This is a genomic window from Marinobacter sp. (assembly GCF_034669625.1).
In the GTDB taxonomy this organism is placed as follows: domain Bacteria; phylum Pseudomonadota; class Gammaproteobacteria; order Pseudomonadales; family Oleiphilaceae; genus Marinobacter.
Genome location: NZ_JAXMOY010000005.1, coordinates 54,838 through 69,865 on the forward strand (window position 1 = coordinate 54,838; position 15,028 = coordinate 69,865).

Annotated in this window: 10 protein-coding genes; 5 read left to right on the forward strand and 5 right to left on the reverse strand. The window is 56.0% G+C overall.

What is annotated here, in order from left to right:
* Positions 1 to 38: 38 nt before the first annotated feature.
* On the forward strand, positions 39 to 1,460 hold the full coding sequence (locus VOI14_RS06035) for an amidase (protein WP_323751133.1): 1,422 nt from the start codon (positions 39 to 41) through the stop codon (positions 1,458 to 1,460).
* Here VOI14_RS06035 and VOI14_RS06040 read toward each other — a convergent pair.
* Entirely contained in the window at positions 1,457 to 2,176 is a 720-nt protein-coding gene (locus tag VOI14_RS06040; protein WP_323751134.1) for a pseudouridine synthase, read from the reverse strand. The two genes, VOI14_RS06035 and VOI14_RS06040, sit on opposite strands and share 4 nt — an antisense overlap.
* Positions 2,177 to 2,284: 108 nt before the next feature.
* Here VOI14_RS06040 and VOI14_RS06045 point away from each other — a divergent pair, with 108 nt between their 5' ends.
* Positions 2,285 to 3,910, forward strand: coding sequence for a methyl-accepting chemotaxis protein (locus VOI14_RS06045; RefSeq protein WP_323751135.1), 1,626 nt, complete (start codon positions 2,285 to 2,287; stop codon positions 3,908 to 3,910).
* 8 nt (positions 3,911 to 3,918) lie between these two features.
* On the opposite strand, the gene VOI14_RS06050 is transcribed toward VOI14_RS06045, so the two are convergent.
* Entirely contained in the window at positions 3,919 to 6,996 is a 3,078-nt protein-coding gene (locus VOI14_RS06050; protein ID WP_323751136.1) for an efflux RND transporter permease subunit, read from the reverse strand.
* Positions 6,997 to 7,001: 5 nt separating this feature from the next.
* Entirely contained in the window at positions 7,002 to 8,084 is a 1,083-nt protein-coding gene (locus tag VOI14_RS06055; protein ID WP_323751137.1) for an efflux RND transporter periplasmic adaptor subunit, read from the reverse strand.
* A 331-nt stretch (positions 8,085 to 8,415) separates the two neighbouring features.
* On the opposite strand from VOI14_RS06055, the gene ilvG reads away from it, so the two are divergent.
* From ilvG to ilvD, 3 genes are all read left to right on the forward strand, one after another.
* Positions 8,416 to 10,116: an acetolactate synthase 2 catalytic subunit gene (ilvG, locus tag VOI14_RS06060; protein WP_323751138.1), complete on the forward strand. Its 1,701-nt coding sequence runs from the start codon at positions 8,416 to 8,418 to the stop codon at positions 10,114 to 10,116.
* Positions 10,113 to 10,391, forward strand: a complete 279-nt coding sequence (locus VOI14_RS06065) for an ACT domain-containing protein (protein WP_323751139.1) — start codon at positions 10,113 to 10,115, stop codon at positions 10,389 to 10,391. Before ilvG ends, VOI14_RS06065 begins: the two co-directional genes overlap by 4 nt.
* A gap of 161 nt (positions 10,392 to 10,552) precedes the next feature.
* Positions 10,553 to 12,229, forward strand: a complete 1,677-nt coding sequence (ilvD, locus tag VOI14_RS06070) for a dihydroxy-acid dehydratase (RefSeq protein WP_323751140.1) — start codon at positions 10,553 to 10,555, stop codon at positions 12,227 to 12,229.
* A gap of 49 nt (positions 12,230 to 12,278) precedes the next feature.
* On the opposite strand, the gene VOI14_RS06075 is transcribed toward ilvD, so the two are convergent.
* Both VOI14_RS06075 and VOI14_RS06080 read right to left on the reverse strand, forming a co-directional pair.
* Positions 12,279 to 13,457 carry an acetyl-CoA C-acyltransferase gene (locus VOI14_RS06075; protein WP_323751141.1) on the reverse strand — a complete coding sequence of 393 codons (1,179 nt, stop codon included), beginning with the start codon at positions 13,455 to 13,457 and terminating at the stop codon, positions 12,279 to 12,281.
* 403 nt (positions 13,458 to 13,860) lie between these two features.
* Positions 13,861 to 15,009 carry an acyl-CoA dehydrogenase family protein gene (locus VOI14_RS06080; protein WP_323751142.1) on the reverse strand — a complete coding sequence of 383 codons (1,149 nt, stop codon included), beginning with the start codon at positions 15,007 to 15,009 and terminating at the stop codon, positions 13,861 to 13,863.
* Positions 15,010 to 15,028 lie beyond the last annotated feature (19 nt).

A 15,028-nucleotide genomic window follows, 5' to 3' on the forward strand; every position in this document is an offset into this window, starting at 1 on the left:
GTATCGTTTAGCTCCCGTAAAAATGTCGAGAGTACTCAATGGACTACAAGCAGCCTGCCCCCTTTCACTGTTTTCAGGATGACGCGCTCGGCTCGTCAGATGCGACAGAACTCGCCGAAAGGATTCGCCGGGGCGACGTATCTGCAGTCGAGGTGGCTGAAGCCGCGATCGCAAGGTCCAGGCAGGCACAGGCAGCACTCAACGGTGTAGCCACCGACAACTACGAGCAGGCACTTAAACACGCAGCAACTGTGGATGCCTCAAAAACTCCGTTCGCAGGCGTACCCACCTTCATCAAAGATAATGTGGATGTTAAAGGCTTGCCGAGCGGTCATGGTTCCGAGGCGGTGCCGCTCAATCCGGCCAAGGCCACCAGCCCATTTGTCGAACAAATGCTGGCCCAGGGATACATCTGTCTGGGCAAGAGCACCTTGCCGGAATTCGGGTTTAACGCCTCCACCGAGTTCGCCAATGCCGAGCCCACACGAAATCCATGGAACCTGGACTACTCTTGTGGCGCATCCTCCGGCGGTTCAGCGGCTATGGTCGCAGCCGGCGCGGTACCAATTGCCCACGCGAACGATGGCGGAGGATCCATTCGCATACCCGCTGCATGCTGCGGCCTGGTCGGCCTGAAACCGACCCGTGGCCGGGTGGTACTCAACGAAGCCGCGAAGAGTCTGCCTGTCGATATCGTCAGTGATGGCGTGGTTACCCGTTCGGTGCGGGATAGCGCGGGTTTTTTGGCACATGCGGAGCAGTATTTCTACAATCAGAGACTGCCCAAAGTCGGTCACGTTCAGGGCCCCGGCGAAAAGCGTCTGCGAATAGGGTTGGCACTGGACTCCATCAACGGCCACCCGACGGACGAAGACACCCGGAAAACCGTTGAGGAAACCGCCAGATTACTGGAAAAGGCGGGGCACACCGTTGAGTTAATGGCGGTGCCGGTAGCAGACTCCTTTCCCGATGACTTCGCCTTGTATTGGGGTATGTTGGCCCTTGGCATGAAACTTAAAGGACACAAAATCCTGGACCCGGATTTTGACAAACGAAAGGTAAACGGTTTAACCAACGGTCTGAATAGCAGAACACGAAAACAAATCTGGAAGCTGCCCGGTGCTATCTGGCGCCTGAAGCGCTCCTGGCACGATTACGCGCGCGCGATGGCCGATTACGATGCAGTGTTAACGCCGGTACTGGCCCACACAACCCCGCTGCTCGGACACCTGAGCCCAGCCGTGCCTTTCGATACCCTATTCGAACGGTTGGCGCAGTATTCAAACTTTACGCCGTTGGCCAATGCCACCGGCGCCCCGGCTATTTCTGTGCCTATGGGCATGACTGACAACAACTTACCCATATCGGTACAGTTCATGGCGAAACACGGAGACGAGCACACGCTGCTTGAACTTGCCTATACACTGGAAGCGGAGCACGGCTTCCCGAGCCTCGGCTAAACCGTAGGGAAAATGCTCAGTACGTCTTGAAAGCTCTGTTCTGGCAGCGCTTTCAAGACAACCTCATCGCCGGTCACCGGATGCCGAAAGCGAAGTTCTGTTGCCGCCAACAGCAACCGCCCTTGCCCGAACCGTTCGGCAAAGTAGCGGTTATGCCGCCCCCTACCATGGTTGGCATCACCGATGATCGGGTGATTGATATGTTTCATGTGCCTGCGTAACTGATGCTTTCTGCCTGTTTTGGGGTAAAGCTCAACCAGGCTATAGCGGCTGGTAGGATAACGTTCGATTTCAACGGGCAACTCGGCTGTTGCCAGCCTTCGATAATGGGTCAACGCTTCCCGTATCGGTTGCTCTTGCCCTTTCTGTCGGCGATCTTCCGGCTCGTCTTTCAGCGGGTGGTCAATCACCCCTGTCTCCGGCGTCCAACCACGCACTATCGCCAGATAAGTTTTGGTCACTTCCCCCGCCATCATCGCCTGCCCCATCACTCTGGCCGTGTCTGGGTCTCGGGCGAACAGCAATAAACCGGACGTTGGCCGGTCCAGCCGGTGAATCGGAAACACATGCTGCCCACCATTCAGTTCCCGGGCGTATTGCAGCGCGAACTCGGTTTCGTGCTTGTCGATGGGGCTGCGGTGTACCAACAGCCCGGATGGCTTATGCACGGCCAACAGCCACTGGTCACAATAAATTTCAAAAAGAGGGTTCAGCATTTCCATGGATGGCCGATAATAATGAGCTCACTACGGCAGGATTCTCCTGACCGTCCCGTACTATCGAATCATACCGTTCAAACCCTATACGAAACAGGATTCCCTCCGATGCAGTGGTACACCAAAAGTATCCTGAACCGAATTCTAACCGTTGTTGCGCTTGCCAATATCTTGGTCGCAGTTATGGCTGGCATTTATTTCAACAGTTCGCTCAAGGCACAAGACCGGTACGATCACTTGGTGAGCGTGGAAATGGTACAAGCCATACATGCCCAAGATATTCTGAGCGACTTCAAGACTCAGGTTCAGGAATGGAAAAACGTGCTGCTGCGCGGGGCGGATGACGACCAGCGTGAAAAATACTGGAGTAGATTCCAGACCATGGAAGCACACATACAGCAACAGCTTGAGCTGCTGATTCCTGAGTTAGCGGATGACGAAACGAAAGATCTCATGCAACGCTTCCAAAACGCGCACAACATCATGGGGCAGGCCTATCGAAAAGGCTTCTCTCAATTCGTTGCCAGCAGCTTCGATCACACCGCAGGCGACAAGGCCGTGGCCGGCATTGACCGGCAGCCCAGCAAGCTAATCGAAGATGCCTCAACTCACATACGAGATTATGCCGTTGCGCACTCAACGGAATTGCAGAAAAAAGCCACTGCAGACACCTGGCTCATAGGTAGCCTGTTGCTCGGTGCCATCCTTCTTGGCACTCTCGCCTGCCTGATCACACTGGTTCACTCTGTCGTGCGACCGACTCAGGAACTTATTGGGAAATTAAGTAAAATCGGCGCCGGCGATCTCTCCGATCCGGTTACCTTGGCTCGCCGCGACGAACTTGGCCGGCTGGCTGACACTGCCCGGACTCTGCACCGATTCCTTACCGATACCGGCGAACTGATGAAGCAAAATGCCGCCCAACTTGCCGATACAGGCGCCATGATCCGCACCAGCGCGGATGCTGTTTCCAGTCAGTCTGAACAAGCACACCAGCGGATCGACCAGATTGCCACCGCAATGAACGAAATGTCTGCAACGGCTCAGGATGTTGCTCATCACGCAGCGTCTGTGGCCAATCAGGTTGATGAAGCCACCAGTCAAACCCGCCACGCTGACGATCAAATCAATCTTGCAGTCAGCAGCATGGACCGCCTGACAGACCAGATCCAAAGCTCTACCGAAACCGTCGCGGAATTGGCCAAAAGCGGTCAGCGGGTCGGTGATGTCATGAAGGTAATCCGCGAAATCGCCGATCAAACCAATTTACTGGCACTGAACGCGGCCATTGAGGCTGCTCGAGCGGGCGAAGCGGGCCGGGGCTTTGCGGTTGTTGCCGATGAAGTCCGCAATCTGGCAGCAAAAACTCAAGCTTCAACCGTCGAAATCGACGGCATCATCGCCAACATTCAGTCTGGTTCCAAAGATGCCACCGAGTATATGCAGGCCTCCGGCATCGTTGCCAACGAAAGTAGCGACTCTGTCGATGCCGTCAGACAAACACTGGCGGTCATCAATCAGCGCATGCTCAGCGTGAATGACGCCACCACTCAGGTGGCAACCGCCGCCGAAGAGCAAACCAGCGTCAGTGAAGACATCAACCGAAACATAACGGAAGTGGCTGAAATCTCCGAAGCCATGTCGGAAGCAGCAGATGCCAACCTGAGAGCCGTGCCGGAACTGGAAGCCATGGCCGGTAAAGCCCAGGTCATTGCTCAACGCCTGCAACACTAACACCGGCTTTAGCCGGAGCGTTGCCTAAGCGCACGGAAGCGCTGCCCCGCCTTCTCCCCCAGAACCAGCAACGCAGGTGTCAGCAGCAAGGTAAGCAAGGTGGCAAAGGCTAGGCCGCCGGCGATGGCACTAGACAACTGTGTCCACCATTGAGTGGACGGTGCCCCCAAGCCTAACGATGGCTCCAGCAAGTTCACATTGACGCCCAACACCATTGGCATCAACCCGAGAATCGTCGTGGTGGCCGTCAACAACACCGGGCGAAAACGCAAGCAACCGGTTTCGAGCGCCGCTTCAAAAGCGTCTTTCCCTTCTTGCTTCATCTGGTTATAGGTATCAATCAGGATGATGTTGTTGTTCACCACAATGCCAGCCAACGCAATGATGCCCATACCCACCATGACGATGCCGAAGGATTGGCCATTCAGCAGCAAACCAAGCAAGACACCCGCAGTCGACAGTACGATGGCAGAGAGGATCAGCAGCGTCTGGTACAGGGAATTGAACTGGGTCAGCAGGATCAGCACCATCATGCCAATCGCCACCAGAAATGCGCTCATCAGGAAGGTGGAGGCCTGCTGTTGATCCTCATTTTCGCCACCAAAGCGCAGCGTAACGCCTTCGGGCGGTTCCGGCATTTCAGCTTGTAATGTCTTCAGCAACTCATCCATGCGTCGACCTGACGCCACGTCGGATTTGATCGTGATGGTTCTCTGGCCATCCACCCGCACAATGCTGCCGGTCTTATCACCCGGCTCAAGAGTCACGAATTCGGACAAAGGCACTTGTCCCCGAGGCGTGTTGATCGTTTGCCGCTGCAGGTGCTCCAGCTCACGCCAGTTGTTCGGTACCCGCACCGCGATATCCACCTCATCCCGCACGTCCTCGGGCCGATAAGTGGCCAAAACCATGCCGTTCGTCACCAGACGCACGGCACTACCAATACTCAGTACATCTGTACCGAAACGAGCGGCGGCCTCGCGATCCACCTGCAGCCGCCATTCAATCCCCGGCAAGCTACGGTCATCTTCGATATCGATAAACCCGCCGATGCGCTGCATTGCGCTTTCAAGCTCATCGACATAGCCATCTAGCTGGCCGCTGTCCAGGCTACTCACCAATAATTCAACGGGTTTACCTTCTGCCGGGCCACCTTCCTGTTTTCGAAAATCCAGCTCAATACCGGGAATACCTGCGGTGCGTTCGCGGAAATCTTCCAAAATGTCTGTCGCGGGGCGGCGTGTGTACCAGTCGGTGAACTGAAACTGCAACACACCAATGACATCTGGCGCCATTTTGTTACCTGTGGCCAGCATAGAGCGGGCGTACAGCGCTTTTACTTCCGGCATGTTCTGCAAGCGACGCTCCACGTCACGAACAATAGCATCCCGCTCCCAGACCGACAGGTCACCACGAGCACGCACCTGCACCTGTGCCGAGTCTGGCTCAACACTCGGAAAGAACTCTACGCCGTAGTTGAAACGCCCATAAGCCGCATAGATCATGACGATGAGCACCAAAGCCCCGACCAGAGTCAGTCCGGGCCGCCGCAGAATGTTATCCAAGGTGCGTCGATAGACCTGCATAATCCGGCCTTCTTCCGCATCTTTATGAGTGCGCCGGCCACCACTAACGCCGCCCATAACCGGCAAAAACACCAGTGCCATCGCCAGCGAGGCAAGTAAGCAGATCAAAACGGTCATCGGCAGGAATTTCATGAACTCGCCCACTACGCCCGGCCAAAACAGCAGAGGTACAAACACCGCCAGAGTGGTTGCGGTTGAGGCAATCACGGGCCAGGCCATGCGAGAGGCGGCCTCTACCCAGGCGGTCTTTACTGGCTGACCGTCCGTCAAATTACGGTCCGCCAGTTCAGACACCACAATGGCACCATCAACCAGCATCCCCGCCACTAAAATCAAGCTGAACAACACCACAATATTGAGTGTTAATCCCAAGCCCCAGATCACCAGAATGCCGGTCAGGAAAGCACCGGGAATGGTTAGCCCGACCAACAGGGCTGAGCGCGCGCCCATGGCAGCAATAACCACAATGAGCACCAGCACGATTGCCGTCAGCACGTTGTTGAGAAGGTCAGACAGCATGTCTTGAACTTCTTCGGACTGATCCATGATGTAACGAATCTCGAGCGCTTCCGGCAACTGAGGCTTCACTTGTTCGATCAAGGCGCGGATCTGGTCGATGGTCGCAATAATATTCGCGCCTGAGCGCTTTGACACTTCCAGCACCAAAGCAGGCTCGTTGTTGATACGGGCAAACCCGGTGGGATCTTTGAACGTCCGTTGCAACATGGCGACATCGCCGAAGGTTACTACCGTGTCGCCATCAACTTTGATGGGCATCGACAGAACATCTTCGATCGACTCAATTACCCCGGGCACTTTCAACGACATACGGCCACTGCCGGTGTCCAGTGAACCGGCTGCCACCAGCCGGTTATTGCGGCTCACCATCGAGGCGAGTTGATTAAAATCAATGCCGTAACTCTCCAGTACCTGAGGGTCCACGACGATTTCCAGAAGGTCCTCTCGGTCACCGCCGATGTCCACTTCCAGTACTTCGGGCACCGCCTCAATGGCATCCTGAAAGCGCCGGGCTACGGTAATTAGCTCACGCTCAGAGAGCGGTCCAGAAAGACCAATCGAAAGCACGGGAAACAGCGAAACATTGATCTCGTGAACTCGCGGTTCATCGGCCTCTTGAGGTAACTTGCTGCGGGCGGTATCAACTTTTTCCCGAACGTCTTGCAGCGCTTTATCGGCATCAAACCCGGCGTCAAATTCCAACATCACCGAAGCATGGCCTTCAGAGGCGTTGCCCCGCATCTCCTTGATGCCTTCCAGAGCGCGCAACTCCTGTTCCATGGGGCGAACCAGCAAACGTTCAGCATCTTCTGGACTGATACCGTCCAGTGTCATGGCGACGTAGATGACAGGAATGGCAATGTCGGGGCTAGACTCTTTCGGAATCACCTGGTAGGCGAGCATGCCGCCAATTAACAGGAACAAAAAAGCCAGCAGCGTCGTGCGGCTTCGGTCCATCGCGGCTGAGATAAGTGCTCTCACAATCATCAGCCCCGCTTGTCGGAACGATCAATGGGGTGCACAGTCTCTCCGGCCACAACAAATCCGGCACCACGAGTAATCAGGAGAATTTCGTCCGGCAGCCCTGTCACCCAGGCTCCATTCGTTGAAACACTGAGCAGTTTGACGGTTTCGAACACCACCTTGTCGCTGGCATCCACGTACTTCACTCCGGGACGGCCGTCATCATTGAGGCTCAAGTACGCGGGGGAAATAAACATCGCTTTCTGCTCCGGCAACCGAACATTGAGGCTCGCAGTGCCGCCTGCTGCGCGTTTGAGCTCCGGGTTCTCCACCGCCACTTCCACCGCAAAGCTCCGCGTAGCGTTATCAGCGGCGCTCGCGACAAAACTGACCACTCCCGCCAGGCGGGTGTCATCCAGCAAAATGACTTCAACAGTTTGCCCGGGTTGCACGTCTTTTACTGTTTGCTGAGGCACCCGGCCTGTGGCTTTCAAGCGATCCACCTGAACCAGTTCCATCAACGGAGTGCCAACTTTCACCAAGGTTCCGGGGTCCACTTCGCGGCGATTCACCACGCCGTCAAAAGGCGCTGCTGGTTTCAGATGCTGCAGAGCGAGCTGAGCCGCGGTCATGTCCGCCCGAGCGGCTGCAAGCTCGCTTTCAAGACTCAGAATTTCCTTTTCGGCCACCAAATTTCTGGCTTTGAGCTTACGGGCCGCTGACAAATCGGCGTCCAGCTTACGAATTCGGGCTTGCCAACTCGCAACCACCGAATCTCGTCCATCGGTGGACAGCGTCAAGAGTGTTTGGCCAGCTTTCACCTGCTGCCCCAAAGAGACCTGCAAGTCTTCAACGGTTCCTTCGGTTCGGGCACTGACCATCACCATCTGCCAAGGCTCGATCTGTCCCTGCAATTTTATCGAGGGCTGGTAGAGCTCGGCCTTCAGCATTTCCACTTCCACCTGCGTGAGCTCTGTTTCCTGCTGTTCAGGCTCTGGCGGCGCGTCATTACTGGCCACCTTGACCTCCCCGGTGGCCATCCAGATGATCAATACAACAATCACCAGAACCGATAGGCCCAGAGAACCCCACTTTGCTTTCGTCATATTCCGCTCGCCGTTTTGATTGTTCTTGGTTGCCGTAAAAGCTGGATCTGTATCAACGATTCACAATAAATGGTTGCAACCGGTTTTAAACGTGCGGTAGATTCTACACATATTGTTCAACTCTATTGAGAGCAGACTGTCGATTTTATGAACTTCACTGCTGTTATTGTCCTAGCAAAGCTAGTCCTGGTGGTCGTGGTACCGTCCGGGGGCTTTTGCGTGGACAAGCAGGTGAAATAACGACAACCTGACACAGACACCAGAAACCCCCGGCACCGAAAGGTCCCGGGGGTTTCTTTTTATGCGGCAAAAGAAAAAGGAAAAAACGACCATGAACGGCGCACAGCATATTCTTGACGCGTTTCACCGCCACAACATCAATACTGTTTTCGGCTATCCGGGTGGCTGCATTATGCCGCTCTATGATGCGCTGGTAGACGATATTGGCGTGGAACACGTGCTGTGCCGCCATGAGCAGGCTTGCGCTTTGGCGGCGGACGGATTCGCCCGCGCCAGCGGTGACATTGGCGTTTGCATTGCCACCTCCGGCCCCGGAGCGACCAACCTGATCACCGGTGTAGCCAATGCCTACATGGATTCCATCCCGATGCTGGTCATCAGTGGCCAGGTCCCCTCCCCCTTGATCGGCACCGATGCCTTTCAGGAAACCGACATTCTCGGCATGACCTTGGGCATTGTTAAGCACAGCTACCTGGTCGACGACGCGCAAGCCTTGCCCACCATTATGGAAGAGGCCATTACTCTGGCTCAAAGCGGCCGGCCAGGGCCCGTGTGGATTGATGTACCGAAGAACATTCTGCTCACAGACGTTACGGCGCCTGTAGCCACCAAGACCGATGAGCCGGAAAGCCAATGCCCGGATATTGCCGAGGCACTCGCCATGCTGCGATCCGCCAAACGCCCTTTACTTTACAGTGGCGGCGGGGTTTCCCTGGCACGGGCAGAAGATAACTTCCGTCAATTTGCTCAGGACTCTGGCATGCCTTCGGTTGTTACCCTGAAAGGGATCGGTAATGCAGGTAAAGGCCACCCTCACAACTTGGGCATGCTGGGCATGCACGGCTCCCGTGCCGCAAACAAAGCGGTTGATGAATGCGACCTATTGTTCGTGATCGGTGCCCGTTTGGATGACCGGGCTACCGGCAAACTGGATGGCTTCGCACCTAATGCCCGGATGATTCACATCGATGCTGATGCCGCTGAAATCAACAAACTTCGGCTGGCGGATCTGGCCTTGCGAGGCGATCTTAATCAGATTCTCGACGCCTTCACGACAGCTCTGGCCAAAGCACCTTTGTCGATCTGCGACTGGCAGAAACAGTGTAAAACCTGGCACACCACCGGCGGTTTTCAGGCTGCAGACAACGAAGAGTCATTGGCACCTATCGCGGGCCCGGCGTTTATCCGCCAACTGTCGAAAATTGTGCCCGATAATGCTGTTATCGCCTGCGACGTTGGCCAGCACCAAATGTGGGTGGCGCAGCATTACGAATTTGACCACCCTCGCCACCATCTGACCAGCGGCGGTTTGGGCACCATGGGCTTTGGATTGCCAGCCGCCATCGGTGCGCAGTTTGCCGACCGCAACAGTACGGTGATTAATGTCACCGGCGATGGCTCGTTCATGATGAACGCGCAGGAACTGGCCACCATTCGCCGTTACAACTTGCCGCTGAAACTGATCATTATGGATAACCAGTGTCTGGGTATGGTTCGCCAGCAGCAGGAGCTGTTCTATAAAAACCGGGAGAGTCACATCAATCTGGATGACAACCCGGATTTCGTCGCCATGGCCCGTGCCTTTGACATTCCGGCCTTGCACATTGAGCGCACGGATCAGATTCGCCGCGGCATTCAGGCCATCCTGGCCTATGACGGGCCGATGTTGCTGCACGTTGCCATCAGCCGTGAGGAGAACGTTTGGCCGATCGTAAAACCCGGTGGCAGCAACAAAGATATGATCGATGAAACCCGGCGTACCAGCGCGTCTACTAAGGAGCAGGTAGCATGAGTCCGCAAGCAGAGTGTTCTACACCCAGTTATAACTTGAATTGCCGTATGCAGTCGGAGGCGGCGGCGCTTGAGCGGTTGTGTCAGGTGGTTCGGGTTCGTGGGTTTCGGATTTCGCAGATGTCGATGAACTCCGGGAATGAGCATTTGGAGATTGCTTTGACGCTGGAGGGTTCTCGGCCGATTACGATGCTCAAGGCTCAACTGGAGAAGTTGCATACAGTGACGGAGGTTGTGGTTCAGGCACAGGTTGGGGTTCGCTCAGCTTCGGCATAAGGTATCTGGCTACTCGCTCCTAGCCTTTTGGTTGGGGCGCGGGTTTGTCGGGTGCGGGGAACTTTTTTGGCAGAGGCTATTTCGAGCGGTTGCACTTGGTTGCTTTGTGGTGTTCTCTGGGGGCTACTGTTTTTAATTAACAACTTATAAAGGTGGGTTTCATGGCTACGGATAAACGACGTCGCTATTCTGCGCCGGTGGTGGATGGCATTAACAAGTCTGCTAGCCGGGCTATGTTGCGGGCCGTGGGTTTCGAGGATGCCGATTTCCGGAAGCCTCAGGTTGGTATTGCTTCCACCTGGAGCAATCTGACGCCTTGTAACATGCACATTGACGGGTTGGCCCGTGAGGCCGCCAAGGGCGCGGATCAGGCGGGTGGTAAGAGTTTGATTTTTAACACCATCACGGTTTCCGATGGCATCGCCAACGGGACGGAGGGCATGAAGTATTCTCTGGTCTCCCGGGAGGTGATTGCGGATTCCATTGAGACGGTGGCTGGCTGTGAGGGCTTTGACGGGCTGGTGGCGATTGGCGGCTGCGATAAGAACATGCCCGGCTGTTTGATGGGTTTAGCCCGGTTGAACCGGCCGTCGGTGTTTGTCTATGGCGGGACGATTAAGCCGGGTGAGAATCACACCGATATTATTTCTGTTTTTGAAGCCGTCGGTGCACACGCTCAGGGCAAGATGGATTTGATCGAGGTGAAGCAGATCGAGGAAACGGCGATTCCAGGGGCCGGTTCTTGCGGTGGCATGTATACGGCGAATACCATGGCGTCGGCGATTGAGGCGATGGGGATGAGTTTGCCGGGGAGTTCGGCTCAGAACGCGGTCTCCAATACCAAGCTGGCTGATTGTGAAGCGGCGGGTGCTGCGGTACTGAATCTGCTGGACGCTGACATAAAACCGTCCGACATCATGACCCGCGAAGCCTTTGAAAATGCCATCACGGTCGTGATTACGCTGGGCGGTTCCACCAATGCGGTACTGCACCTGCTGGGCATGGCGAGTACCGTGGGCGTTGAGCTGTCCTTAGACGACTTTGTACGGATTGGTAAAACCGTTCCTGTGCTTGCCGATCTGCGCCCGTCGGGGCATTACATGATGTCTGAGCTGGTGGCGATTGGCGGTATTCAGCCGCTCATGAAGATGCTGCTGGATCGCGGCATGTTGCACGGCGATTGCATGACGGTGACAGGACAAACACTGGCCGAAAATCTGGCGGGCGTAACGCCCTACCCGGAGGATCAGCAGATCATTCGCGCGTTCGAGAATCCGGTCAAAGCCGACAGTCATCTGCGCATTTTGTACGGCAATCTGGCGCCTGAAGGCTCGGTGGCCAAGATCACCGGCAAAGAAGGCACGCACTTCTCTGGCCGGGCGCGGGTATTTCATTCCGAAGAAGAGGCACAAGAACGCATTCTGGACGGCAGCGTGGTGGCCGGGGATGTGTTGGTCATTCGTTACGAAGGTCCCAAAGGCGGGCCGGGTATGCGTGAAATGCTGAGCCCCACCTCGGCGATTATGGGCCGCGGTTTGGGCAGTGATGTAGCACTCATAACCGATGGTCGTTTTTCTGGCGGCAGTCACGGTTTCGTAGTCGGTCATATTACCCCGGAAGCGGCTGTCGGCGGGCCGATTGCATTGGTAGAGGAAGGCGACACCATTACCATTGATGCCGTGAACAACTCCATCGTTCTGGAAATCTCTGAGGAGGAGCTGGAGAAACGGCGCAAGGCCTGGACAGCTCCAGAACCCAGAGTGACTCGCGGGGTCTTGGCGAAATACGCCCGAACAGTCAGTTCAGCGTCCACCGGTGCGGTCACCGACCTGCCCTGATCCTGCTTAGGAAACTGGCCGGACGCCGCCTGCGTCCGGCCATCCTTGTTTAAATCAGCTCAACAGCCACCGCTGTCCCTTCGCCACCACCAATACACAGTGACGCCACACCACGCTTGAGGCCACGCTGTTTCAGTGCGTTGATCAAAGTGATCAGGATACGAGAGCCGGATGAACCGATCGGATGCCCCAGCGCACAGGCGCCGCCGTGAACGTTTACCTTTTCTGCCGGTAATTTCAGCTCATTGATCGCCGCCAGCGTGACCACTGCAAAGGCTTCATTGATTTCGAAGAGATCAACGTCGTCCACAGTCCAACCTGCTTTAGCCAGCACCTTTTCGATGGAACCAATCGGAGCCAGAGTAAATTCCGCAGGCAACCGGGCGTGAGTGGCATGAGCAACAATTCGCGCCTGCGGTGCTAGCCCGCGAGCGTCCGCTTCAGCCGCAGAGGCCAGCACCAGCGCCGACGCACCATCACTGATGGAGCTGGAATTGGCCGCAGTTACCGAACCATCTTTGGCGAAGGCCGGTTTCAGGTGAGGAATTTTCTCGGGCTTGGCGTTACCGGGCTGCTCATCAGTATCGACTTCAGTGTCACCACCACGGCCAGACACCGTGACCGGGGCAATTTCGTCGCAGAACCAGCCGTTCTCGATTGCGGCCAACGCCTTCTGCAGAGAACCGATGGCAAACTCGTCCATGCTTTGGCGGGTGATATTGAATTCATCGGCCGTACGCTGGGCGAATACGCCCATCAGACCACCCTCGTAGGCATCTTCAAGACCATCCAGAAACATGCTGTCCATCACCTGACCATGCCCCATGCGCATGCCAGCTCGGGCCTTGGGTAACAGGTACGGGGCCTGGCTCATGTTTTCCATGCCGCCGGCAATCATGATGTTGTTGGTGCCGGCTTTGATTTGGTCGTGGGCCATGATGACAGCCTGCATGCCGGAGCCGCACATTTTGTTGATGGTAGTGCAACCAGAGCTATCTGGAATACCGGAGGCACGGGAAGCCTGTCGCGCAGGAGCTTGCCCCAACCCACCCGGGAGTACGCACCCCATGATCACTTCCTGAATATCGGCCGGCTGCAGTCCGGACCGTTCAATGGCGGCCTTGATAGAGATGGCGCCCAGTTCCGGGGAGCGTACGGAGCTTAATGAACCCATCATGCCGCCCATCGGAGTTCGAGCGGAGCCTGCTATTACGACGTCATTGTTCATGGTTTTTGTTCTCCTTATGCAATGGGAGGAATCTGCTTAACAGAATCTTGTTACTGCCCTGTTCGCTTTTTCGAATGGCCCGTTTTCCGTTTCAAGACTTCCGGTTGTGCGGGCGGGCTTGCGCGCTGGCCTTTTCATTTTTTTGAAAAAGAACTCGCTTCGCTCAGACATCATTTTATGGCAAAAAATGAAAAGACCACCCCGCGCCGACGGGCATTGGCGGGTTCACCGGGAAAAATCCCTATTCCTGTGCTGCCCGTCGGTAGGGGGGGTGTTTTTCTGGCAGGGAAAAGATGTCTGAGCGAAGCAAGTTATTTTTCCCAGAAGAAAAACACCCCATACCCCGCGTACCCGCCCGCACACCCCAAAGGCTAGGGGCCCAATTCAGGCGTTGGGAAAGCCATCAGCGCCCCAGCACCGAACGGGCAATAATTTCTTTCATCACCTCAGAGGTACCGCCATAGATACGCTGCACCCGGGCATCGATGAAGTTTCGGGAAATCGGATACTCGGTGGTGTACCCGTATCCGCCAAACAGCTGCAAACAGCCATCCGCCACGCGACACTGCATTTCCGTGGCACTGTATTTGGCCATCGAGGCCGTGGGCGCATCGAGTTCGCCGGCCTCGTACTGGCGAATGCACTGATCCACGAATGCCTTGTTGATGCGGTAGTCGGTTTCCATCCGGGCGATTTCAAAACGGGTATTTTGGAGCTGGCTGAGCTTCTGCCCGAACAGTTCCCGCTCCTGAGTGTATTGAATAGTCATGTCCAACGAGCCGCGGGCTGCTGCGACGCCCAATGCGCCGATCACCAGCCGTTCGCGGGGCAACTCACGCATTAGATAGGCAAAACCCTGCCCTTCCTCACCCACCAGAGCGGAGGCCGGAATGCGCATGTCCGAGAAGAACAGCTCCGAGGTGTCTCCCGAATGCTGACCGATTTTGTCGAGGTTACGGCCGCAGCTGAATCCCGGCAAAGACGTGTCAACCAGAAACAGGCTGATGCCCTTGGCACCGGCACTCGGGTCGGTCTTCGCAGCGACGATGACCATATCGGCATGTTGACCATTGGTGATAAAGATCTTGGAGCCATTGAGGATGTAGTCGTTACCGTCTTTGACCGCACTGGTGCGAATGGCTTGCAAGTCACTGCCGGCGCCCGGTTCGGTCATGGCGATGGCACCCACCGCCTCACCGGAGACCATCTTGGGCAGCCACTGCTGTTTCTGGTCGTCGGTGCCGAGATGACTGATGTACGGCGCCACTATGTCAGAGTGCACCATCACGTTAGTGGACAGCGCACCAAAGCCCATGCGAGCCAGCTCTTCGCCTACAACAACCGAATACTGGAAGGGCGCACCGCAGCCGCCGCAGTCTTCGGGTACATCAACACACAACATGCCCGCCTGGCCCAGAGTGTTCCAGAGTTCCCGCGGCACAATGCCGTTCTTTTCCCAGACGTCATAATGCGGCGCAACTTCGGTGTCCAACGCCTTAATGACCGAATCCCGGAACAGGTTCAGCTCTTCTTGATCGACAGGGTTCGTCATACTTGTCACCTGTAGTTAT

Excerpts from the sequence above, each read along its gene's own strand:
- ilvG (WP_323751138.1), top strand. The coding sequence starts at position 8,416 with ATGAACGGCGCACAGCATATTCTTGACGCGTTTCACCGCCACAACATC.
- ilvD (WP_323751140.1), top strand. The coding sequence starts at position 10,553 with ATGGCTACGGATAAACGACGTCGCTATTCTGCGCCGGTGGTGGATGGC.
- VOI14_RS06080 (WP_323751142.1), bottom strand. The coding sequence starts at position 15,009 with ATGACGAACCCTGTCGATCAAGAAGAGCTGAACCTGTTCCGGGATTCG.
- VOI14_RS06055 (WP_323751137.1), bottom strand. The coding sequence starts at position 8,084 with ATGACGAAAGCAAAGTGGGGTTCTCTGGGCCTATCGGTTCTGGTGATT.
- VOI14_RS06035 (WP_323751133.1), top strand. The coding sequence starts at position 39 with ATGGACTACAAGCAGCCTGCCCCCTTTCACTGTTTTCAGGATGACGCG.
- VOI14_RS06045 (WP_323751135.1), top strand. The coding sequence starts at position 2,285 with ATGCAGTGGTACACCAAAAGTATCCTGAACCGAATTCTAACCGTTGTT.
- VOI14_RS06065 (WP_323751139.1), top strand. The coding sequence starts at position 10,113 with ATGAGTCCGCAAGCAGAGTGTTCTACACCCAGTTATAACTTGAATTGC.
- VOI14_RS06075 (WP_323751141.1), bottom strand. The coding sequence starts at position 13,457 with ATGAACAATGACGTCGTAATAGCAGGCTCCGCTCGAACTCCGATGGGC.
- VOI14_RS06040 (WP_323751134.1), bottom strand. The coding sequence starts at position 2,176 with ATGCTGAACCCTCTTTTTGAAATTTATTGTGACCAGTGGCTGTTGGCC.